Annotated in this window: 19 protein-coding genes; 13 read left to right on the forward strand and 6 right to left on the reverse strand. The window is 69.9% G+C overall.

Going from position 1 to position 21237, the window contains the following annotated elements:
• Window positions 1-12: 12 nt before the first annotated feature.
• Window positions 13-1221, forward strand: a complete 1209-nt coding sequence (locus tag TSH58p_RS14265) for an acetate/propionate family kinase (RefSeq protein WP_109068107.1) — start codon at window positions 13-15, stop codon at window positions 1219-1221.
• Between the two features lie 88 nt (window positions 1222-1309).
• On the opposite strand, the gene TSH58p_RS14270 is transcribed toward TSH58p_RS14265, so the two are convergent.
• A complete protein-coding gene (locus TSH58p_RS14270) occupies window positions 1310-1666 on the reverse strand; it encodes a hypothetical protein (RefSeq protein WP_109068108.1) in 357 nt (118 codons plus the stop codon).
• A 437-nt stretch (window positions 1667-2103) separates the two neighbouring features.
• On the opposite strand from TSH58p_RS14270, the gene TSH58p_RS14275 reads away from it, so the two are divergent.
• Window positions 2104-2544: a CBS domain-containing protein gene (locus tag TSH58p_RS14275; protein ID WP_247873827.1), complete on the forward strand. Its 441-nt coding sequence runs from the start codon at window positions 2104-2106 to the stop codon at window positions 2542-2544.
• 57 nt (window positions 2545-2601) lie between these two features.
• On the opposite strand, the gene TSH58p_RS14280 is transcribed toward TSH58p_RS14275, so the two are convergent.
• On the reverse strand, window positions 2602-3876 hold the full coding sequence (locus tag TSH58p_RS14280) for a hypothetical protein (protein ID WP_109068109.1): 1275 nt from the start codon (window positions 3874-3876) through the stop codon (window positions 2602-2604).
• 177 nt (window positions 3877-4053) lie between these two features.
• Between TSH58p_RS14280 and TSH58p_RS14285 the strand changes: the two genes are divergently transcribed.
• A complete protein-coding gene (locus TSH58p_RS14285; protein ID WP_109068110.1) occupies window positions 4054-5211 on the forward strand; it encodes a DUF3095 family protein in 1158 nt (385 codons plus the stop codon).
• Here the strand turns inward: TSH58p_RS14285 and TSH58p_RS14290 are convergent.
• Window positions 5205-5654, reverse strand: coding sequence for a YccF domain-containing protein (locus tag TSH58p_RS14290; protein ID WP_109068111.1), 450 nt, complete (start codon window positions 5652-5654; stop codon window positions 5205-5207). The genes TSH58p_RS14285 and TSH58p_RS14290 overlap by 7 nt on opposite strands.
• Before the next feature lie 232 nt (window positions 5655-5886).
• On the opposite strand from TSH58p_RS14290, the gene TSH58p_RS14295 reads away from it, so the two are divergent.
• Together TSH58p_RS14295 and TSH58p_RS14300 are read left to right on the forward strand one after the other, a co-directional pair.
• Window positions 5887-6447, forward strand: coding sequence for a hypothetical protein (locus tag TSH58p_RS14295; RefSeq protein WP_109068112.1), 561 nt, complete (start codon window positions 5887-5889; stop codon window positions 6445-6447).
• 211 nt (window positions 6448-6658) lie between these two features.
• Entirely contained in the window at window positions 6659-7426 is a 768-nt protein-coding gene (locus TSH58p_RS14300) for an alpha/beta fold hydrolase (RefSeq protein WP_146205813.1), read from the forward strand.
• 27 nt (window positions 7427-7453) lie between these two features.
• Here the strand turns inward: TSH58p_RS14300 and TSH58p_RS14305 are convergent, their stop codons facing one another.
• Entirely contained in the window at window positions 7454-8143 is a 690-nt protein-coding gene (locus TSH58p_RS14305; protein WP_247873828.1) for a response regulator transcription factor, read from the reverse strand.
• A 218-nt stretch (window positions 8144-8361) separates the two neighbouring features.
• Window positions 8362-9051, reverse strand: coding sequence for a response regulator transcription factor (locus TSH58p_RS14310; RefSeq protein WP_109068114.1), 690 nt, complete (start codon window positions 9049-9051; stop codon window positions 8362-8364).
• Window positions 9052-9614: 563 nt separating this feature from the next.
• Here TSH58p_RS14310 and TSH58p_RS14315 point away from each other — a divergent pair.
• Entirely contained in the window at window positions 9615-11954 is a 2340-nt protein-coding gene (locus TSH58p_RS14315) for an ATP-dependent helicase (protein WP_109068115.1), read from the forward strand.
• Window positions 11955-12090: 136 nt separating this feature from the next.
• The gene (locus tag TSH58p_RS14320; protein WP_109068116.1) at window positions 12091-13287 is read left to right on the forward strand and encodes a hypothetical protein; all 1197 of its coding nucleotides are present in this window, start codon (window positions 12091-12093) and stop codon (window positions 13285-13287) included.
• Between the two features lie 16 nt (window positions 13288-13303).
• On the opposite strand, the gene TSH58p_RS14325 is transcribed toward TSH58p_RS14320, so the two are convergent.
• On the reverse strand, window positions 13304-14443 hold the full coding sequence (locus tag TSH58p_RS14325; RefSeq protein ID WP_109068117.1) for a PDZ domain-containing protein: 1140 nt from the start codon (window positions 14441-14443) through the stop codon (window positions 13304-13306).
• Between the two features lie 320 nt (window positions 14444-14763).
• Between TSH58p_RS14325 and TSH58p_RS14330 the strand changes: the two genes are divergently transcribed.
• The 6 genes from TSH58p_RS14330 to TSH58p_RS14355 all read left to right on the forward strand — a co-directional run bounded on the left by TSH58p_RS14330 (window position 14764) and on the right by TSH58p_RS14355 (window position 21151).
• On the forward strand, window positions 14764-15678 hold the full coding sequence (locus TSH58p_RS14330; protein ID WP_109068118.1) for a 50S ribosomal protein L11 methyltransferase: 915 nt from the start codon (window positions 14764-14766) through the stop codon (window positions 15676-15678).
• 67 nt (window positions 15679-15745) lie between these two features.
• Window positions 15746-16207 (forward strand): TerB family tellurite resistance protein, encoded by a 462-nt coding sequence (locus tag TSH58p_RS14335; RefSeq protein WP_014241242.1) that lies wholly within the window; start codon window positions 15746-15748, stop codon window positions 16205-16207.
• 104 nt (window positions 16208-16311) lie between these two features.
• Entirely contained in the window at window positions 16312-18357 is a 2046-nt protein-coding gene (locus tag TSH58p_RS14340; protein WP_109068119.1) for an aminopeptidase P family protein, read from the forward strand.
• A 367-nt stretch (window positions 18358-18724) separates the two neighbouring features.
• Window positions 18725-19090, forward strand: coding sequence for a chemotaxis response regulator CheY (locus tag TSH58p_RS14345; protein ID WP_014241240.1), 366 nt, complete (start codon window positions 18725-18727; stop codon window positions 19088-19090).
• Between the two features lie 3 nt (window positions 19091-19093).
• Complete coding sequence (locus TSH58p_RS14350; protein ID WP_109068120.1) at window positions 19094-20212, forward strand: protein phosphatase CheZ; 1119 nt, start codon at window positions 19094-19096, stop codon at window positions 20210-20212.
• Window positions 20213-20413: 201 nt separating this feature from the next.
• Window positions 20414-21151: a protein phosphatase CheZ gene (locus TSH58p_RS14355; RefSeq protein ID WP_109068121.1), complete on the forward strand. Its 738-nt coding sequence runs from the start codon at window positions 20414-20416 to the stop codon at window positions 21149-21151.
• Window positions 21152-21237 lie beyond the last annotated feature (86 nt).

Genomic DNA, 21237 nt, shown 5'->3' on the forward strand with positions numbered 1-21237 from the left:
GGGGCGCCCGTCATGAGCAGCCAGAACGCGGGTGGCGGCAACGCCATCCTGGTGATCAACGCCGGCTCCTCCAGCCTGAAATTCTCGGTCTTCCGAGAAAGCGGGGCGGGGGGGCTGCGGGTGACCATCAACGGCCAGATCTCCGGCATCGGCACCGAGCCGAAGTTCGAGGCCAAGGACGCCGCCAAGAATCCGCTGGCCGAGCGGGTCTGGGCGGCCGGCGAGCCGTCCGACCGCACCGCCCTGCTGGCCTTCCTGCTGGAGTGGATCGAAGGGCGGCTGGACGGGGCGAAGCTGCTGGCCGCCGGCCACCGCGTCGTGCACGGCGGCACCCGCCACGCCGCCCCGGTGCTGCTGACCCCGGCCGTGATGGAGGAGCTGGAAAGCTTCATCCCCCTGGCCCCGCTGCACCAGCCGCGCAACCTCGCCGCCATCCGCGCGTTGGCCGAGGCCCATCCGGAGTTGCCGCAGGTCGCCTGCTTCGACACCGCCTTCCACCGCGGCCAGCCCTGGCAGTCGCAGATGTTCGCCATCCCGCGCGAGCTGACCGACGAGGGGGTACGCCGCTACGGCTTCCACGGCCTGTCCTACGAGTACATCGCCCGCCGCCTGCCGGAGCTGGCTCCCGAACTGGCCGACGGCCGCGTGGTCGTCGCCCATCTCGGCAGCGGCGCCAGCATGTGCGCCATCCACGCCGGGCGCAGCGTGGACAGCACCATGGGCTTCACGGCGCTGGACGGGCTGCCGATGGGCACCCGCTGCGGCAACATCGACCCCGGTGTGCTGATCTACCTGATGCGCCAGAAGGGCCTGGGCGCCGACGCCATCGAGAAGCTGCTCTACAACAAGTCGGGCCTGCTCGGCGTGTCGGGCCTGTCCAACGACATGCGCGCCCTGCTGGACAGCGAGGACCCCCACGCCGAGGAGGCGGTGGAGCTGTTCTGCTTCCGCATCGCCAAGGAGACGGGCGCGCTCGCCGCGTCCATGGGCGGCATCGACGCGCTGGTCTTCACCGCCGGCATCGGCGAACGCTCCGCCCCGGTGCGGGCGCGGGTGGGCGACAAGCTGGCCTGGCTCGGCGTGGTCCTCGACCCGGCGGCCAACGAGGCCAACGGCCCGCTGATCTCCGCCCCGACCAGCCGCATCCCCGTCTACGTCATCCCGACCGACGAGGAGCAGATGATCGCCCTGCACAGCCGCAAGGCGCTGGAGACCGCCTGACCGGCGGTCCGCTTGGTGACGCCCATGAAGAAGGCCCGCCGTCGCAACGGCGGGCCTTCGGACTGTCCGGGCTTGGATCGACCTGCGTTTACAGGCCTTTCCAAAGCTTGAGATATTCGATCAACTTGCGCGTGTGAAGCGGCGGCGGCTGATGGAAGCGGGCGACCAGACCGGCCTGATCGTCCATCTTCACCACGACGCCGCGGCAGGCGAAATCCGAACTTTCCTCACCGAGCCGGAAGAGGATGCGGAAGTCGAACTGCTGCTTGGCGATCAAATCCCCGTCATAGGGACGGATGCGGAAAGATCCGAGGACGAATTCTTCCGGCACATATTCATGGCTGTCGATCCGGATGATCGGAGGGGTGGTGGGGCGTTCCTTGGCGGATGACGCGGAAGCCGCGGTGGATTTGCCTCGTCCGCTCAATTTCGACAACCACGACATGGCGGCCCAGGCCCCTTCCAGACAACATCGTGACAGAACTGCAATTGTCCGGAGTTTCGGACCTATTTCCTTTAATAATGGTTAAGGATGGTTCGCCGGAGCCGAAGGTCTGATTTTTCATGCCACAACCACCCCTATCGGCCAATGGTGAGTGGTTTTGTCGCATGTTGCGCCGTCATGGCAACCATGACGTTGCTTTGCGGTGGCTTTGCTCGTCAAGTGGCGGGAAAGTGTTTACCTTTTTCAACACTTGATAAAAAGGTCTGTGGACAGACTTCGCCCGTTTCGGCATTTCGCAGATGCGGAATTTTCTTCGCGTCTGCAAATGAACGGTGAAAGGAGGCACGAGCCGGCGGCGAAGCACGGCGCGGCGGTCCGACCAACGAAAAACAGCCGCCGTGGTCTTCCCAAACATCCGCACTTGGAGGAGGAAAGCCATGATGCATCGCAACATCGGGGATCTGTTGAACCGCCGCCGCGTGGTCAGCCTTCCGGCGGGGGCGTCGGTGCGGGATGCCGCGCGGCAGATGAAGGCCGCCCATGTGGCGTCCGTCGTGGTCACCGCCTCCATCAACGAACAGATCGAAGGCATCTTCACCGAGCGCGACCTGACCGACCGCGTGGTGGCCGACGGGCTGGACCCGGATCAGACCCGGCTGTCGGAGGTGATGACCCCGTGCCCGGTCACCGCGGCCCACGACATCACGGTGGGCGAGGCGTTGCGCCGGATGGCCGACCATGGCCTGCGCCACCTGCCGGTCGTCCGCGACGGCCACGTCATCGGCGTCGTGTCGATGCGCGACTTCCTGGGCCAGGAGCTGATGCTGATCGAGCACGAGCGGGAGATGATGGACAGCCTGACCGAAGTCATAATGTGAGGCCGCCCGAAGCCTCCCACGCCGTCCGGGCGGCGGGGGAGGCTGTGCGCGGTCCCTTTACCCGAGCTTCTTGAGGGCGGTCTCGACCTTGTCGATCTTGGTCTCGGCCTTGGTCAGGGCGGCGTGCGATTCCTTCAGCCCGTCCAGGGACACCTTCGCCTCGGCGAGCAGCGGGCCGAACTCGGGGTCCTTGTCGGAGACCATGGACGGGAAGGACTTGCGGGTGCCGGTGATCTCGTTGGCGGCGGCGAGGATCTCCTTCTTCGCCTGGGCGGCCTGCTGGCGCACCTGGGTGATGTAGAAGGTCGCCGTCTTGATCGCCGCCGCCCGCCTGTCGTCCTCCGCCTCGTCGGCGACCATCTGCTCCTGCTGCGCGCGGTCGGCCTGCCCGCCGACGTCGCGGGCGATGTTGTCGTAGAAGGCGTCGGCGTCGCGCGCCCGCTTGGCCAGCTTGCGGCAGCTCGTCAGATAGGTGGCGCGCAGGTCGAGGGCGCCCTTCAGCGCCTGGGCGGCCTCCTTGACGATGCCGGCGGCCTCGGTGGCGGCCTCGGCGGCGTCGTCCTTCAACTGGTCCAGCTTCATGACGATGGCGTCGGCCCGGTCGAAGGCGCCCTGGGCCGGGTCGCGTCCGCCATGCTGCTTGGGGTCGAGCTTCATCTTGGCGACGGCGGCCTTGCCCTGCGAGAACAGCTTGGCGGCCTGGGCGGCGGTCGCGGCGACCTTCTTGGCCTGGGCGTCCACCGTCTTGGCGGCGGCCTGGACCGCGGCGGCCTGGGCCTTCGCCTCCTTGGCGTTGCCGGCCCCCTGGGCCTCCAGCACGTTGCGCAGCGCGAGGTCGGCGTTGGCGGCGGCCTGATCGAGCAGCTTGATGTCGGCGTTGGTGGTCTTCAGCAGCCCGTCGATCTGCACCGCGGTCTTGTCGGCGATGGCGCGGGCGGCCTTGCCCTGCTCCTCGACCTCCTTGGCCTTCTCCGCCTCGGCGTCCTCGCGCATCTCGGCGATGCGCTCGTTGACGGCCACGCCGGCGCGGCGCCCGATGTCGTCCAGCGCCTGCCCCAGCTTCTTCAGCTCCGCCGCGATGGTCGCGACGCCCTCGGCCTTGGCCGACTTCTCCAGCGTCGTCTGATAGGCGGTGGCGCTCTTCACATAGTCGAGCAGCGCCTTCTCCAGCGCCTTGGCGTCGCTCTTGCCGAGCGCGGTGTCGAGCGCCTTGGTGACGTCCTCCAGCCCGGACTTGTGGAAGACGCCCATGAACTTGGCGCTCGGCTTCTTCTTGCCGGTGGCGGTTTCAAAAGCCGTCTTGGCGGATTTCCAGTCGTTCGCGAATCCCATGGCGTTCCTCCCCGGATTGGACCGCGGCACGATGAAACGGACGGATCGGACCGACAATCCGGGATGGGTCCATTGCGGATGGGTTCGGGGGGCGACGATGGGGGCGATTCACAGGGCGCTCACGGCGGCGTAGACTGGCGCGGCCCGTCCCTGGAACCTCCTGGCGCGAGGAAGGCGATGTTTCTGCCGTCCATCCACGACTTCACCGCCGAAGCCGCCGACCCCGCCCGTTACGCGGCGCTGGACGGCGATTGGTCGCTGGCCGTCGCCGACGTGGTGGCGAGCACCCGCCTGGCCGGGGAGGGGCGGCACCGCGACGTGAATTTCGTGGCCGCCGCGGTGGTCGCCGTCCTGTCGGAGGCGGTGCGGGAGCCGGAGCAGCCCCCCGCCTGCCAGTTCGGCGGGGACGGCGCCATCGCCGCGGTTCCGCCGGGCCGCCGGGCGGCGGCGGAGCAGGCGCTGGCGGCGCTCGCCCATTGGGCCGGGACGGAGATGGACGTGCCGCTGCGGGTCGGCCTCGTGCCCGTGCGGGCGCTTCTCGACGAGGGGCTGGAGGTGCTGGTCGCCCTGCAGGATTTCGGCAACGGCGACGCCTTCGGCCTGTTCCTGGGGCGCGGGGTCGCCGCGGCCGACGCCTGGGTGAAGGCCGATCCGCGCTGGCGGCTGGAGCCGCGGCCCGGCCCGCTGACCGGGCTGGAGGGCGTGTCCTGCCGCTGGAACCCGGTGGTCAGCGGGCGCGGCGTGATCCTGTGCGTGATCGTCGACCCGCTGCCCGGCGGCGGTCCGGGGCTGTCGGTGCTGGCCCGGGTCCAGGCCGACATCGAGCGGATCGTCCCCACCGCCACGGCGGCGCCGCTCGGCATGGGGGAACGGCTGGCGGTGCGCTGGCCGCCCTCCTGGCGGTCGCTGTGGCTGGAGGCGCGGACGCGCCCGCGCGGGCGGCGTCTGGCCTGCGTCCTGTCGCTTCTCGGGAAATCCGCCCTGCTCGCCGCGATGCTGGGCGGCGGGTGGCGGCTGGCCGGCTTCGATCCGGCCCGCTACCGCCGCGGCATGGCGGAGCGGTCGGACTTCCGCAAATCGGCGGGCGGGCCGCGCCTCGTCCTTGACGTGACGGAGGCGGAGGCCGCCGCCATCGAGGCCATGCTGGCCGCCCACGCGGCGGCCGGGCGCATCCGTTACGGCACCGCGCGGGCGGCGGCCTCCACGGTGACCTGCCTGGTCGGCGACCTCGCCGCCGACCGGCACGTCCATTTCGTGGATGGGGCGGACCTCGGCTTCTGGCGGGCCTCGGTCATGCTGAAGCGGATGGCCGGGACGGGGACCTCCGCTCAATAACTCCCACGGCTCAGCAGGCGGCGGCGGGACTCCGCCTCGTCCACCGTCACGATCTCGGTGCCGACCGGCCACAGGGCCAGCAGGGCGAGCTTCAGATGCGCCCAGGCGAAGGGCAGGCCGATGATGGTGATGGCGAGGCCGACCGCGGCCACCAGATGGCCGAGCGCCAGCCACCAGCCGGCCAGCACGAACCACAGGATGTTGCCCAGCGTGCCGAGCAGGCCGGTGCCGATGTCCTCGCGGCCACGGAACTCATCCCGGCGGACGGCGGTTTGTCCAAAGGGCAACAGCGTGTACCAGGCGATCGTGACGGCCGACCGCGCCCACGGAATGCCGACGATGGTGATGACCATCAGGATGGCCGCGAGAAGCCATCCCGCGGCCATCCAGATGCCGCCGGTCACCACCCACAGGATGTTGAGAAGAAGGCTGAGGAAGGGCATCGGGTGTTTCTCCTTTTGCCCGCAGATGTGGGGATGGTGGGTGGCTTCGCCCAGAGGAGGGATCGGCGAAAGTGGCGCATCGAAAGATTCACCCCCTCCCGGCGTCCGGCGGCTTGAATGCCCTCCGGAAAGGCCACAGATCGAACGAGGGACCTTTGAGCAAAAAGCGGTTCCGCAGGGAACCGGGGTCCGCGCCGCACGCCATCCAGGGTATCACCGGATCGGAGGCCGCATGAACGAGGTCCAGAACCACGAAGACTCCACCGACGCCGCCGTCATGGGCGACGACGCCGAAAGCATGGCGCCGGTGGTCACCGCCATCCTTGGCACCGCCATCGCCGCGGCGGCCAAGCGCGCCGGCACCGCCGACGTCGCCCACGGGGTGATCGCGGGCTTGCGCCTGCTGCGCTCCGCGGCGGAGTCGGAGGCCGGCTACACCATGGGGGCGGCGATCGACACCGCCATCCGCACGCGCCTGCTGGTGGAGAACCTGTCGGCCCTGCGCACCACCGGGTCCGCCCCGGCGCCGGTGCCGCTGCCCGCGCCGGGGCCGGGGGTGGCCGTCGCGTCGGCCATCTTCGTCAGCGCCGCGGAATCCTGCCTGACCGTCAACGCCCACGCCGAGGACAACGGGCCGCTGGAGATGGCCGTCTTCGCCTTCTCCACGCAGTTGATCCAGCAGCTCGGCGGGTCGCCGGACTGGCGGGATCTGATGCGCGAACTGCACCGTCCGTCCGAACCGCGCGACGACCGTCCGGTCGAGGCGCTCCCCGACGGCAACACCATCCACTGACGGCTCCCGTTCTTGTGCAGGGTCCGCCGGCAATGGCGGAACTGCACAACAATTGGGGTAAAAACCTGCGATTTTCGGGATTTACGGCCACCGTTCGCGCCATTTCGGGCCTTTTTATGGTACGGGACAAGGCCGCGAACCCTCCATTAGGCTCCCTGTCAATCGGCGGAGACGATCTCCGCGCCATGTTCGGGAATCGGGGAGCGGAGCCTTGACCATACACAGCAGCGCCGGGCGGCCCGCCGGAGCCGCGTTCGGCATCGTGCCGTCGTCGCCCGGCGAGGCGCCAACCGCACGCTGCGGCGCATCGCGGGAGGTGGGGCCGGGCTGCATCGTCGCCGGCGATCCCGCCGGGCGGCGGATCATCCTCGTCCACGCGGCGTCCAGCGAATCCCGGGCCTGGACCCGCCTGTTGCGCGCCGTTCCGGCGGGGCAGGAATGGGTGGCCGTGCCGCGGCCCGATCCGGCGCCGATCAACGGCTCGTCCCGCCTGCGCGGCGACCCGGGCGTGCCGGCGGCGGCGCTGCGACCGCTTCTGGCGCTCCGCCGCTCGCGCAAGCCGCTTCTGATCGGCTGCGGCAGCGGCGTTTCGGTGGCGCTGCGGGCCGTGCTGGATTTTCCGGAGCTGGTCGGCGGTCTTCTGCTGATCGACCCGATGACCGGGGAGGCCGTCCGGCCGGGCGTGTTCCGCCGCATCGCCGCCCGCATCCTGCCGCCGGTCGTCCGCGACAGCGCGGCGGAGCTTCAGGCCATGGCTCCCGTGCTCGACGCGGTCCGCGTGCCGGTCACGCTGGTGCAGGGGAAGGACGTGCCGGACGGCCTGCCGGGCGCGTCCTTCCTGGAGCAGCGCCTGACCGGCTGCCGCAACCTGACCGTCGTGACCGTTCCCGGCCAGCAGGTTCTGCCCGCCAAGCACGAATCGGCCATACGCGGCGCTCTGGCCGCGCTGGTCGCCTCGGTGGAGCGGGGAGGGGCCTGATCGGGAAGGATCGGGGAGGGCGTCCGGTCAGAGACCGTTCGCGGTGATCGCCGCCTGGGTGCGGTTGCGGACGCCGAGCTGGCGCAGGATCGCGGTGACATGCACCTTCACCGTGCCTTCGGTCAGGCCCAGCTCATGAGCGATCTGCTTGTTGGACTTGCCGTCGCGCAGGCGGTTCAGCACGTCGCGCTGGCGCGGGGTCAGCTGGTCGCCCGTCCCGTCGGCCAGGGAGCCCATCGGATCGCAATCGCCCGCCCCGTTGCCGGCCTGCGGCGCGCTGTCGGTCATCCGGTCGCCGCGGATCGCCTGTTCCGGCAGATACACGCCCCCGGCCAGCACGAGCTGGAGGGCGCCCATCAGCACCTTCGCGCTGCTCGACTTCGGGATGAAGCCGGCGGCGCCGTTCTCCAGCGCGGCCAGCAGGTCCGACCGCTTCTCCGATCCCGACACCACGACCAGAAGCGCCTTGGGGAGCCGCTGGTGAATCTCGCCGAGCAGGGAGAAGCCGTTCCATCCCGGCATGCCGAGATCCAGGAGGATCAGGTCGAAGGCGATGGCGCCGTCGCACAGGCGGCGGACATCGTCGAACGTCCCGGCCTCGTGAAACACCATGCTGTCGTCCGACTGGGCGAGCAGACGCCGCAGCCCGTCCCGGAACAGCAGGTGGTCGTCGGCAAGCAGAACGTTCAGGGTCGGCTTTTCCGCGCTGGATTCCATGATGCTCATCGTGTCGGGGCTGCGATCCAACCAAATTCGGAACGTATTGCCGAAATAGCCATCATCATTTCGAGGCGGAAGAGGGCCTTTGGTCCTATGGCGCACCACCTATGGCGTGTCGCCGCACCCAAAACGGGTGCTCCGAACGCCACGACGCCGGCCGCGGGATGGCGCGGCCGGCGTCGTGGGTGCCGGGGAGGCGGAACCGCGGGGATGTATCAGACCACGCCGGCGCTGACCCCGGCGGCTTCCGCCGGCTGATCGCCGATGCCGTTGTTCAGCGCCCAGATCGCCGCCTGGGTGCGGTTGGAGGCGTTGATCTTGCGCAGCAGGCTCTTCAGATGGACCTTCACCGTGGCCTCCGTGATGTGGAGGTGGTTGGCGATCATCTTGTTGGAGTTGCCGTTCAGCAGGCAGCGCAGGATCTGGATCTCGCGCTGCGACAGGCCCTTGCGGCGGGCCGGGACCTCGGTCGCCAGCTCGTCGCTGCGGCCGTTGATCAGAAGCTCGGCGAGGTGGGTGGGGAACACCTTCTCGCCCATCATCACCAGCTTCAGCGACTGCATCAGCGCCTCGCAGGCGATGTCCTTCATCAGGTAGCCGTGGGCGCCGGCGCCGAGCGCGCCCGACAGGCGGCGGGTGCACAGGTCGGTGGTCAGGATGACGACGCGGATGCCGGGGTGCCCGTCGCGCAGGGCGCGGAGCTGGTCGGCCTCGTCCTCGCCGCCGTTGACGAGGTCGATGAGAACCAGGTCGGGCTGGGTGCCGGCCGCCTCGACCGCGGGGACGCCCTCGCGCAGGGTGCCCGCCTCGCCCATCACCTTGAAGGGCGTGTTCTCGAACAGACGCTTCATGCCTTCGCGGAAGAGCTTGTTCGCGTCGATCAGGAAAACGTTCACGGGGTCCATTGTTCCTACCCGCCCTCTGTTTGTTTCAATTCGGTCGTTCGTCTGGCGCCTCCGTGGACATCCGGTCCGGGGGGAGGGCCGCTCTCCGCGGCTGTCCGTTTGGTTCCGGGGTGCCACGATCTGATTGGACCTTACCCCGGATTTGCGGAACAGAAAATTTCCCCAAAGGAAAAATTATGTCTCGCAATGGGCATATGCCCTAAGCCGAAATAAGACAAACCGTCCAACGAACCGTTCACGAATGTCCCGCGTGGAATAATCAATCGGTCAAGAATTCGGATCTGCCTGTGATTTGTCTGTGACTGCGGGTGATTCTTGGGAACCTATGGCCGATGTGACTTCGGGCTATTGTGATAAGACCTGCGCCATGGGGTGGGGCATAGGGCCGGCCGCGGCCATCCTGGCCCATGGGCCTAGTCCCATGCCCATTGGCGGAGCGCCCCGGCCGTTCCGTCAAGGGAAGGGGTTCGATGCGCCGGGGGGCGTGCTATATACGGTGTCCTCTTTTCGATGAAGGGCGTCTCCCGGCCGCGGGGGAGCCCGCCCAGGAAATCCGGTGCCGCATGTCCGATCCCTACGCCTACGACGACCCGCTGGGCCATGATCCCCTCAGCCACGCGGGCGCCCCGGCCCCCGCGCCGGTCCAGCGCTTCGCCTATCTGGACGGGCTGAACCCCGTGCAGCGCGAGGCGGTGGAGGCTCTGGACGGTCCGGTTCTGGTGCTGGCCGGCGCCGGCACGGGCAAGACGCGGGTGCTGACGACGCGGCTGGCCCATCTGCTGATGACGCGCCGAGCCGCCGCCTTCCAGATCCTGGCGGTGACCTTCACCAACAAGGCCGCCCGCGAGATGCGGGAGCGCGTCGCCCATCTGGTGGGGATCGAGCCGGAGGGCTGGTGGCTGGGCACCTTCCACGCGCTGGCCGCGCGCATCCTGCGCCGCCACGCGGAGCTGGTGGGGCTGAAGTCCAACTTCACCATCCTCGACACCGACGACCAGATCCGCCTGATCAAGCAGCTTCTGGAGGCGGCGAACGTCGATTCCAAGAAGTGGCCGGCGCGGCAGGTGCTGGGCGTGATCGAGCGCTGGAAGGACCGCGGCCTGACGCCGGACCGGCTGAACGAGGGCGACGGCGGCGACGTGGCCGGCGGGCGCGTGGTGGCGCTCTACCGCGCCTACCAGGAGCGGCTGCGCACGCTGAACGCCTGCGACTTCGGCGACCTTCTGCTGCACAACATCACGCTGTTCCAGAAGCACCCGGACGTGCTGGCGGAATACCACCGCAAGTTCAAGTACATCCTGGTGGACGAGTATCAGGACACCAACGTCGCCCAGTATCTCTGGCTGCGCATCCTCTCGCAGGCCCACAAGAACATCTGCTGCGTCGGCGACGAGGACCAGTCGATCTACGCCTGGCGCGGCGCCGAGATCGGCAACATCCTGCGCTTCGAGGCCGACTTCCCCGGCGCCAAGGTGGTCAAGCTGGAGCAGAACTACCGCTCCACCGGGCACATCCTGTCCGCGGCCTCCGGCCTGATCGCCAACAACAAGGGGCGGCTCGGCAAGACGCTGTGGACCCAGGCGGACGGCGGCGAGCCGGTGCGCGTGCGCGGCGTCTGGGACGGCGAGGAGGAGGCCCGCTGGGTCGGCGACGAGATCGAGGCGCTGCAGCGCCAGGGCGTCTCGCTGGCCCAGATCGCCGTGCTGGTCCGCGCCGGCTTCCAGACCCGCGAGTTCGAGGAGCGCTTCATCACGCTGGGCCTGCCCTACCGGGTGATCGGCGGCCCGCGCTTCTACGAGCGGCAGGAGATCCGCGACGCGATGGCCTATCTGCGCGTCGTCAACTCGCCCGACGACGATCTGGCCTTCGAGCGCATCGTCAACGTGCCCAAGCGCGGCGTCGGCCCGGCGGCCCTGCAATGCCTCTATCAGGCGGCGCGCTCGCGCGGGATGCCGCTGACCGAGGCCGGCTGGGCGCTGACCGAGACGGACGAGCTGAAGCCCAAGGTGCGCGGCGTGATGCGCAACCTGCTTCAGGACTTCTTCCGCTGGCGCACCCTGTCGGCGACCATGCCGCACACCGAACTGGCCCGCATGGTGCTGGACGAGTCCGGCTACACCCGCATGTGGCAGGAGGACAAGACGCCCGAGGCGCCGGGCCGGCTGGAGAACCTCAAGGAACTCATCACCGCCATGGCGGAGTTCGAGAACCTGTCGGGCTTCCTGGAGCATGTCGCCCTGGTCATGGAGAACGCCGAGGCCGCCGGCGTCGATCAGGTCACCGTGATGACCCTGCACGGCGCCAAGGGGCTGGAGTTCGACATGGTCTTCCTGCCCGGCTGGGAGGAGGGCGTGTTCCCCAACCAGCGCGCGCTGGACGAGACCGGCATCGCCGGGCTGGAGGAGGAGCGCCGCCTCGCCTATGTCGGGCTGACCCGGGCGCGCAAGCGGGCCTACATCAGCCACGCCGCCAACCGGCGGCTCTACGGCAACTGGGTCAGCGCCATCCCCTCCCGCTTCGTCGACGAGATCCCCGGCGGCGACGTCGAGGCGGAGGCGGCGAGCGGCCTCTACCCCGGTGGCAACGCCGGTGGCGGCTTCGGCGGGGGAGGGAGCTTCCGCGACTCGTCGAGCTACGCCGCCTTCCGCGCCGGCCAGCAGGCGGCGGGCCGGCAGCAGCCCCCGTCGCCGCGCACCATCACGCTGGACAGCGGCTCCTATCAGGTCGCCCCCCGCGCCCGCCCGAACGCGCCCTTCCCGAAGGGGGCGCGGGTCTTCCACCAGAAGTTCGGCTACGGCACCGTCACGGCGGTCGATCAGGACAAGCTGGAGATCGACTTCGATCAGGCCGGCAGCAAGAAGGTGATGGACAGCTTCGTGGTGCCGGCGGAGAAGGCGGGCTGAGGGTCATGGGGCGCTGAAGGCGGGGTGACCGATTGCCGCAGCGCCCCGCCGCGGTGACGGTCGTCACAGGTTCGGCGGCGGCGTTCGGCTACTGGTGGGGTTCAGACAGCGCACCCACAGCCACGGAACCCGCCCAGTGTTCGGCAAGAGCAGCACCGCGTTCGAGGTCCAGATCCGCCGCGAGGGACGCTGGACGATCGAGGGGACCTACGACGAGGAGCGGCGGGCTCTCGCCTCCGCCCGCAGCTGGCTGGCGGTCAGCGGGGTGGAGGAGGTCAAGGCCCTCAGGTTCCGCACGCTGGCCGGGCTGTCGCTGGAAACGGTGATCTTCCAGAAGGCCGTTCCGGTGGTGAAGGACAAGCCCATGACGCTGGGCGGCACGGCGGAGGGGGCGCCCTACTGCACGGCGCCCGGCGATCTCGATGAATTCGAGGCGCGGGTGGTCACCGGGCGGCTGCTGCGCGCCTTCCTCGACAAGTTCCGCATCACCCCGACCGAGCTTCTCCACAGCTGGACCTACCTGCGCAAGCTCGACGAGCAGGGCCTGCTGCTGGGCGCGGCGCTCCAGGCGGCGGCTCGTCATCACGCGGACCGCCATGGCGTCGCGGTGCCGGCGCGGGCGCGCGAGTTGCGGGGCTTCGCCGACGCGGCGATGGCCCGCGCCCGCGACTTCCAGGCCGAGCGCAAGGCGCTGCCGGCCTTCGATCCCGCCGACCTGTCCCGGTCGAGCCGGGCCCTGGTCATGGCGTTGGGGGAGGAGGCGCACGATTTCGCCTTCCTCAGCCAACTCACCGTCCATCTGGCCGACCGCAATTCGCTGGCGGGCAAGCTGGAGATGCTGCTCGACCTGATCGGGCCGGAGGTCGAGCCGCGGCACCTCGCCTTGCTGGACGGGGTGATGGCCGACGCGCTGGGCTCCGCCGAGCTGGTGAAGGAGCTTCTCGGCGCGCAGCCGAACCTCGCCCTCGGGCTGTGCGCCCTGGCCGACCTGATCCTGGGCCGCGACCCGCAGCCGAAGAGCGAGCCGGTGAGCCCCCTGCTGGCCCATGTCGGCGCGCTGATCGTCCAGGGGCGCGCGCCGTGCTGCCGCGCCGTTCTGCTGGAGCGCATCCGGCAATCGCTGAACGGCACCCAGCCGCTCGACCGCCGCGACCCGAAGAAGGAGGCGCTGCTGGCCGACCACCTCGCCACCCATCTGCGCGATCCGCAAGGGCGCCTGCTCGGCGGCGCCGAGGTGGAGAAGGCGCTGGCCCGCCGCCTGATCCGTCACCGTCAGGCGATCCTGCGCGAGCAGGGAATGCACGACATCGCGGACCGGCTGTCGGGACGGTGACCCCGCCGGCTTCGCGTCACGACGCCGGCGGCGACCAGGGCAGTTCCGTCAGCGGCTGGCCCTGCCGCAGCGAGTCGTAGATCGCCACACCCTTCTCGCGCTCCGTCTCGCACAGCATCATCAGCACGTCGGAGTCGGCGCTGGCCGATGTGCAGACCTTCGAATCCCGGTTGCAGAGCGGCCGCGCGTGCGGCGCCGTCCATTGGCCGGGTTGAGCCTTCTGCGCCGCCTCCAGGAAGGCCGTCACCAGCTTGGCGCTCTCCGCCTCGCTGCCATCGTTGCGCACGGTGAAGAGCGGCGAGCGCACGCCGCCCGCGAACAGGCCCGAACCGGCCAGCTGGGCCACGCAGAAGCGTTCGCGCACCGGTGCCGCCGCCAGGACCGGCGCATCGGCGTACACCGCGCCCGGCGGCAACGCCGGGGTGTTGCTGACGATGGGGCCGACGATCAGCTCGCGCAGCTCGCGGGCGCGCCACAGCTTCACCAGCACGCTCTGCCCGCTGGGCACCACGCCCAGCGTCCGGCGCATCTGCGCCGCATCCTCCACCGCAACGCCGCGCACCTCCAGGATCACGTCGCCGCCGCGGATGCCCGACAGCTCGGCCGCCTTGCCCGGTATCAGCGCCGTCACCACGAGGCCGCGCGGCGCCTCCAGCCCCAACGCCTGCGCCAGTTGGGCGGTCAACGGGCCCACAGCCGCTCCCATCGCTCCCTGCGGTTCGCTCGCCGGTGCCGCGGCGGGAGCGGCCGTGCCGGCCACCGCTCCGCTGATGCCATTGGGGCCGGTGGTGACGGTCGTCGCCGGTGCGGAGCCCGCACCCGCCACCGCGCCGCCACCCGCCGCGCAGCGCTGCTCCGCCATGACTTGACGCACCGCCTTGATGTTGACCACCACCGCCTCGTGGTACGCCGGGTCCACCGTGGGCAGTTGGTCGATGTACCCTTTCTGGAGCGACGCCAGGGCTTGGCAGCCGGTGCCCCGGTAGGAGGGGACCATATCGGCCACCAGGGACGCTTCCGACGGCATGCTCGCCGCGTTCATCGCCCCGATCGCCAACCCGACCGGATCGAGCGCGCAGCCTGACACCATCGCCGCCCCTGAAACCGCCACCAGCGCGGCCATCCATGCCCTGACCGCCTTGCAAACGCGCTGCATCAAGCCCGTCTCCCCCGTGTGCCCACAAAACAGCCTTTTGCGGACCCCTGGCCCGCTTATCTCCAGGTGCAGTGTGCCCGCTCAAAAGTGGTAAGAAAAGCGGCGGCAAGCCTGTGACGTGCTTTCGCCGGCCGAAATGTCGCACGCCGCGGCCGATCCAGCGTGGCGGACCCGTTTCCGGATGTGGCAGCCCGGTGCCGCGACGGGGGCGTGCGCGCGGTTGCAGGACGTCCCGGCTGCAGGAAATCTTTGTGTCTCCGCGTCTCTGTGGTTAAGTCTCCCACCAGACAACGACCACCCCATCATCGGCGACCTTTCCCATGTCCTCCTCCAAGCTCTGGCGCATCGCGCTCGTCATCCCCGAAGCCCACGCCCCCGCGTTCGCCGAGGCGATTGGCGATCATGCCGACGCGGTGTCCACCTTCGAGCTGGAGGAGCACGGCGACTGGCTGGTCGAGGCGACGGTCTACGGGCAGCCGGACGAGCCGCGGCTGAACGCCCGCGTCGCCGTCCTGGCCGAGGCCGTGGGCATCCCCGAGCCCAAGCTGATCATCGAGGAACTGCCCCTCATCGACTGGGTGTCGCACAGCTACCAGGGCTTCCCGCCGATCCAGGCCGGGCGCTTCTTCGTCCACGGCTCCCACCATGAGGGCATCGTCCCGGCGGGCAGCATCCCGCTGCTGGTCGACGCCGCCACCGCCTTCGGCACGGGCGAGCACGGGTCGACCAAGGGCTGCCTGATGGCGCTGGACCGGCTGGCCCGCCGGATGAGCCTGCCGCGCGTCGGGCGCGGCGGGGCGCTCGACATGGGCTGCGGCTCGGGCATCCTGGCGCTGGCGGTGACCAAGCGCTGGCGGGTGCCCGTCACCGCCGTGGACATCGACCCGGAGGCGGTGCGCGTCACCCGCGTCAACGCCGCCCTCAACGGGGTGAAGGCACGCATCCGCTCGCAGGGCGGCGACGGCTACCACACCGCCATCGTGGGCAGGCACAAGCCCTACCGCCTGATCACCGCCAACATCCTGGCCCGCCCGCTGGCCCGCATGGCGCCGCAGCTGAAGCGCCACCTGCAGCGCGGCGGCGTGGCCGTCCTGGCCGGCCTGCTGAACCGGCAGGAGCGCCACGTCATCCAGGCGCACCGCACGCAGGGCCTGCATCTGGTCGCGCGCATCCCGGTCGGCGAATGGACCACCCTTGTGGTGAAGCGCCCGAAGCGGAAGGCCGTAAAGGGCTGACGCCCCTGGATTTCGGTCCTCCCGTCGCCATCTCCTTCCGGACATGTGGACGACCCGTGGAGGACCGATGCTGAACCGGATCAGGGCGCTGTTCCAGGAGAACGACCCCGGCGACGACCGCCACAGGCTGGAGGCCGCCGCCGCCGCCCTTCTGGTCGAGGCCGCACGCACCGACAACACCATTTCCCAGGCGGAGCGCGAGCGCATCCTCGACGTCACCCGCCGCCACTTCCACCTGAGCGAGGAGGAGGCGCAGGACCTGCTGTCCGCCGCCGTGTTCGACACGGAGGGCGCCTCGCCCTACTACCGCTACGTCACGGTGATCAACGACCACTGCCCGCCGGACAAGCGGCTGTGGATCATCGAGATGCTGTGGGAGGTCGCCTACGCCGACGGCGAGCTGAACGACCTGGAGGCCAATCTGCTGCGCCGCATCGGCGGCCTGCTGCATGTGCCCGACGTCGACCGCGGCCTCGCGCGCAAGCGCGTCCTGGAACGGCTGGGCCTGCCCGACGATTCGGGGCTGTAGAGGGTTCGGCGTTTCACGCGGCTATGCCCTTTCCCGCGCTTGCGCGGTGCGGCGTCCCTGCCTAGCCTGTCGCGGACGGCTTCACCGGATGAGGATCAGCCCCCGTGTCCAGCGCTTACCGCGGCGACGAAACCCTGGCGCAGCTCTTGGCCCAAGCGGGCCTGCCCCAAACCCCCGCGGACATCCGCAGCCTCGTCGCCGGGGTGCTCGCCGCGCCGGAGGGGGAGGACCCCGACGGCTGGATGGTCCTGGTCGGGGCGCGGCTTCCGGACGACCTCGCCACGCAGCTCCGCGCCCTGAAGGCCGACCTCGCGGACAGCCGCGCCGCCGATGGCCATATTGCCGGGGCACCGGATTATGCCGCCCGCATCGCCGCCCTGCGCGGCGTCCTGGCCCGCGCCGATCTCGACGGCTTCATCGTGCCGCGCGGCGACGAGCATCAGGGCGAGTATGTGCCGCCGCGCGCCCAGCGTCTCGCCTGGCTGACCGGCTTCACCGGATCGGCCGGCCACGCCATCGTGGGGCGGCAGCGCGCCGCCATCTTCGTGGACGGGCGCTACACCCTGCAGGTCCAGGCGGAGGTGTCGGGCGATCTGTACGAATACCGGCATCTGGTGGACGATCCGCTGACCGAATGGGTGGCGGAGGCGCTGCCGCGCGGCGGTCGGCTCGGCTACGACCCGTGGCTGCACACCGCCGGCTGGGTGGAGCGCACCCGCCAGCAGCTGGAGCGCATCGGCCTGTCGCTGGTGCCCTGTCCGGACAACCCGGTGGACCGCGTGTGGACGGACCAGCCGCCGCCGCCGCTCGCCCCGGTGGTCGCCCAGGACCTCGTCTTCGCCGGGGACAGCGCCGCCGACAAGCGCGCCCGCATCGCCGGCGACCTGACGCGGAACGGCATCGGCGCCGTCGTGCTGACCCAGCCCGATTCCATCGCGTGGCTGCTCAACCTGCGCGGTGCGGACGTGCCCTGCACGCCGCTGCCCCTGTCCTTCGCGATCCTGAAGGACGACGCGCAGGTGGACCTGTTCATCGACCGCCGCAAGCTGGCGCCGGGGGTGGAGTCCCATCTCGGCAACCAGGTGGCCGTCCGTGCTCCGGACGAGCTGGGCGCCGCGCTCGACGGGCTGGGCCGCGAGGGGCGCAAGGTGATGGCCGACCCGGCGAGCACCTCGGCCTGGATCTTCGACCGGCTGCACATGGCCGGCGCCAAGCTGGAGCGCAACCCCGATCCCTGCGCCCTGCCCAAGGCCTGCAAGAACGAGGCGGAACTGGCCGGCACCCGCGCCGCCCACGCCCGCGACGGCGCGGCGCTCGTCCGCTTCCTGCACTGGCTGTCGCAGGAGGCGCCGTCGGGCACCGTGACGGAGATCGCGGCGGCGGAGCGGCTGCTGGCCTTCCGCCGCGCCAACGACCGCTTCCGCGGCCTCAGCTTCGACACGATTTCCGGGGCGGGGCCGAACGGCGCCATCGTCCATTACCGCGTGTCGGAGGCGACCGACCGCCGGCTGGAGCCGGGCAGCCTGTTCCTGCTGGACAGCGGCGCCCAGTATCAGGACGGCACCACCGACGTGACGCGCACCATCGCCATCGGCGCGCCGACCCCGGAAATGCGCGAGCGCTTCACGCTGGTCCTCAAGGGGCACATCGCCGTCAGCACGGCGCGCTTCCCGCGCGGCACCACCGGGTCGCAGCTCGACACGCTGGCCCGCCTGCCGCTGTGGTCGCTGGGACTCGACTACGACCACGGCACCGGCCACGGGGTGGGCAGCTACCTGTCGGTGCATGAGGGGCCGCAGCGGATCTCCAAGGTGCCGAACAGCGTGGCGCTGCAGCCCGGCATGATCCTGTCCAACGAGCCCGGCTACTACAAGACCGGCGCCTACGGCATCCGCATCGAGAACCTGATCGTCGTCCAGCCGCTCGACCTGCCCATGGCGGAGCGGCCGATGCTGGGGTTCGAGGTGCTGACCCTGGCTCCCATCGACCGCAATCTGGTCGAGCCGGCTCTGCTGACCCAGGCGGAGATCGCCTGGCTGAACGCCTACCACACGCGGGTGCGCGAGGCGCTGGAGCCGCGGCTCGCGGGTGGGGCGGACGCCGCCGTGACGCAGTGGTTGAGGCACGCGACCTCGCCGATCATCGTCTGAGGGAATTGGGCCGGGGTGGACCATTGCCGGCGGGTGGAGGCGCATCGGGCGAGAATCAGCCCGTGCGTTCGCCTGTGAAATCTGGCAAGGTCCCCACCCGGCGCAGGGGTATGCCCGTTCGGACCGCCGCCGGAAGCGCGTCCGTGCCTTCAAGCGATGCCTCATCGCGTCGGGGCGCGGCGGAAATTCGGCGGTCTTGGTAACCCGATATTTACGGGCGTACGTCACTGTGGCCGTGAGGGATGACTTTTCGGCAGACTTAAGGCATCACAGTCGGACCAGACCGACCTCGGCGCACGCCATGCCGCGCCGGGCGGGCTGAACGCCGGGCCGGGGCCTAGCAACGGAAGAATGCGGAGACGCGTAGATGAAGATCCTTGTCGTCGATGACTACGCCACCATGCGGCGCATCGTGCGGAACCTCCTGACCCAGATCGGCTACACGGACATCGACGAGGCCGGCGACGGCGTCTCGGCCCTGCAGAAGCTGCGCGAGAGCAAGTTCGGCCTCATCATTTCCGACTGGAACATGGAGCCGATGACCGGCCTGCAGCTCCTCAAGGAGATCCGCGCCGACGCCAAGCTCGCCTCGACCCCGTTCATCATGGTCACCGCCGAAAGCAAGACCGAGAACGTGATCGCCGCCAAGCAGGCCGGTGTGAACAACTACATCGTGAAGCCTTTCAACGCCGACACCCTGAAGCAGAAGATCCAGGCCGTCATCGGCGGGTAAGGAGTGGTTGGGTTGGATCAGCTTCCGCAGCTTTCCGAGGAAGAGTTCGACCAGATCGAGGAAGCGATCGCCCGCACGACCAAGGGGCGAGCCTTCCTGCGCCGCTTCCACCGCCGGGCCCATGGGGCCGCGGCGGAGGAGGTGCGCAAGATGCTGCTGGAGTTCCGCAGCTCCTGGCATCAGCAGAGCGAGGTGGTGGAAGCCTCCAAGCACGTCGAGGTGCTGCGGCGCGAGCTGATGGAGATGGCTGCCTCCATCGAGCAGGCGCGGCGCGAGGTCGCGGCCCTGCGTCCGCCCGACGCCGGGGGTGACAAGATCACGTCGGCGACCAACGAGCTGGACGCCATCGTCATCTCCACCGAACGCGCGTCCTTCGAGATCCTGAACGCCGCCGAGCGGTTGATGGACCTGTCGGGCAAGCTGAAGGCGGAGGGCGCCGACCCCGGCCTGTGCTCCGAGATCGAGGGGGAGGTGACGAACATCTTCACCGCCTGCTCGTTCCAGGACCTGACCGGCCAGCGCACCAGCAAGGTGGTCAACGCGCTCCGTTACATCGAGCAGCGCGTCAACGCGATGATCAACATCTGGGGCGTCGAGAAGCTCGCCGGCATCCAGATCTCCCAAGAGAACACGGACACCCGGCCGGACGCCCATCTGCTGAACGGCCCGCAGCTCGACGGCCTCGGCGTCAGCCAGGCCGACGTGGACAGCATGTTCGACAGCCCGGCGATGGCGGCACCGCCCCCGCCTCCGGCCCCAGAACCGCCGCCGGCCGCCGCTCCGGCCCCCGCCGCCCCGGCGGCGGCCCAGACCGGGGCCAAGGCGAGCCAGGCCGACATCGACAGCCTGTTCGACAGCCCGGCCCCAGCGCCGGCCGCTCCGGCGAAGGCCAGCCAGGCGGACATCGACAGCCTGTTCGACAGTCCGGCTCCCGCTCCGGCCGCGGCTCCGCCGGATCCCGCCCCGGCCCCGGCCGCCAAGAAGCCGGTGCCGAAGCCGGCCTCGGCGGCCAAGCCCGCCCCGAAGCCGGCCGCCCCAAAGCCGGCGGCCGCCCCGCCGCCCGCGGCGGACGAGCCTCCGGCACCGCTGGATCAGGCGGCGATCGACGCCCTGTTCGGCTGACCCCACGGTCAGGAAGACGGTTCGGCGTCGGATTTGTGAAGAGTTGCCGCCGCGCCAATCGGCGGGCGAATTGGGACCTTGAAGTTTGTTATGACGATCGTCGCCCGCCGGGTCGATGCCGGCCTTGGCGGGCAGTCCTGACCAGACGGGCCGGCGTGCGCGGATGCCCCGGACGTCCACTCGCGAAGAGGCGAAGCCCGCATGAGGAATCTCTCGAAACCCTTCATGGCGGAGCTTCAGAAGGCCCGCCGGACCGGCAATCCCTACCAGTCGGTGGTGGATGACGCCACCGCCCTGGCGCCGGCGCTCGCGTCGCTGCCGTCCGGCCCGGTCACCGTGGACAACAGCGACGTCATCCGCGCCATCAGCGACCTCGGGGCGAAGCTCGACCGCTTCCTGACGATGGACGCCCAGCAGATCGACCAGATCCAGGTCGAGATCGCCGACATCTCGGGCCGGATCAAGGCCACCAAGGTGGAAATGGCGGCGATCCGCCACCCGCTGGCCGGCGACGACAAGTTCCAGCAGGCCTCGCAGGAGCTGAGCGCCGTCGTTTCCGCGACGGAGGCCGCGACCAACACCATCATGGCCTGCGCCGAGGAGCTGGAGGAGGTCGTTCACGAGCTGAAGTCGTCGCTGCCGGAGGGCTACCACGCCGACCGCGTCAACGACATGAACGACGTGATCGTCCGCATCTACGAGGCCTGCAACTTCCAGGATCTGACCGGCCAGCGCATCACCAAGGTCGTCCGCGCCCTGTCCTTCATCGAGGAGCGCGTCGACGCGATGATGAGCCACTGGAACAAGCGCGAGTTCGAGGCGATGCCCCTGCCGCCGACCGTCACCAAGATGGACGAGTCGCTGGAACTGCACGGCCCCGCCGACCATCAGGAGACGGGCAACATCAGCCAGGCCGACATCGACGCGCTGTTCGGCTGACCGGTCCCCCGTTTCGCCCCCTTCCCGGCCCCCGTTCCGGAGCGTCCGGCCGCACCGCGGCGGCGAGGTTCGAAATTTGTTCGCCG

It is taken from the genome of Azospirillum sp. TSH58 (assembly GCF_003119115.1).
Lineage (GTDB): Bacteria > Pseudomonadota > Alphaproteobacteria > Azospirillales > Azospirillaceae > Azospirillum.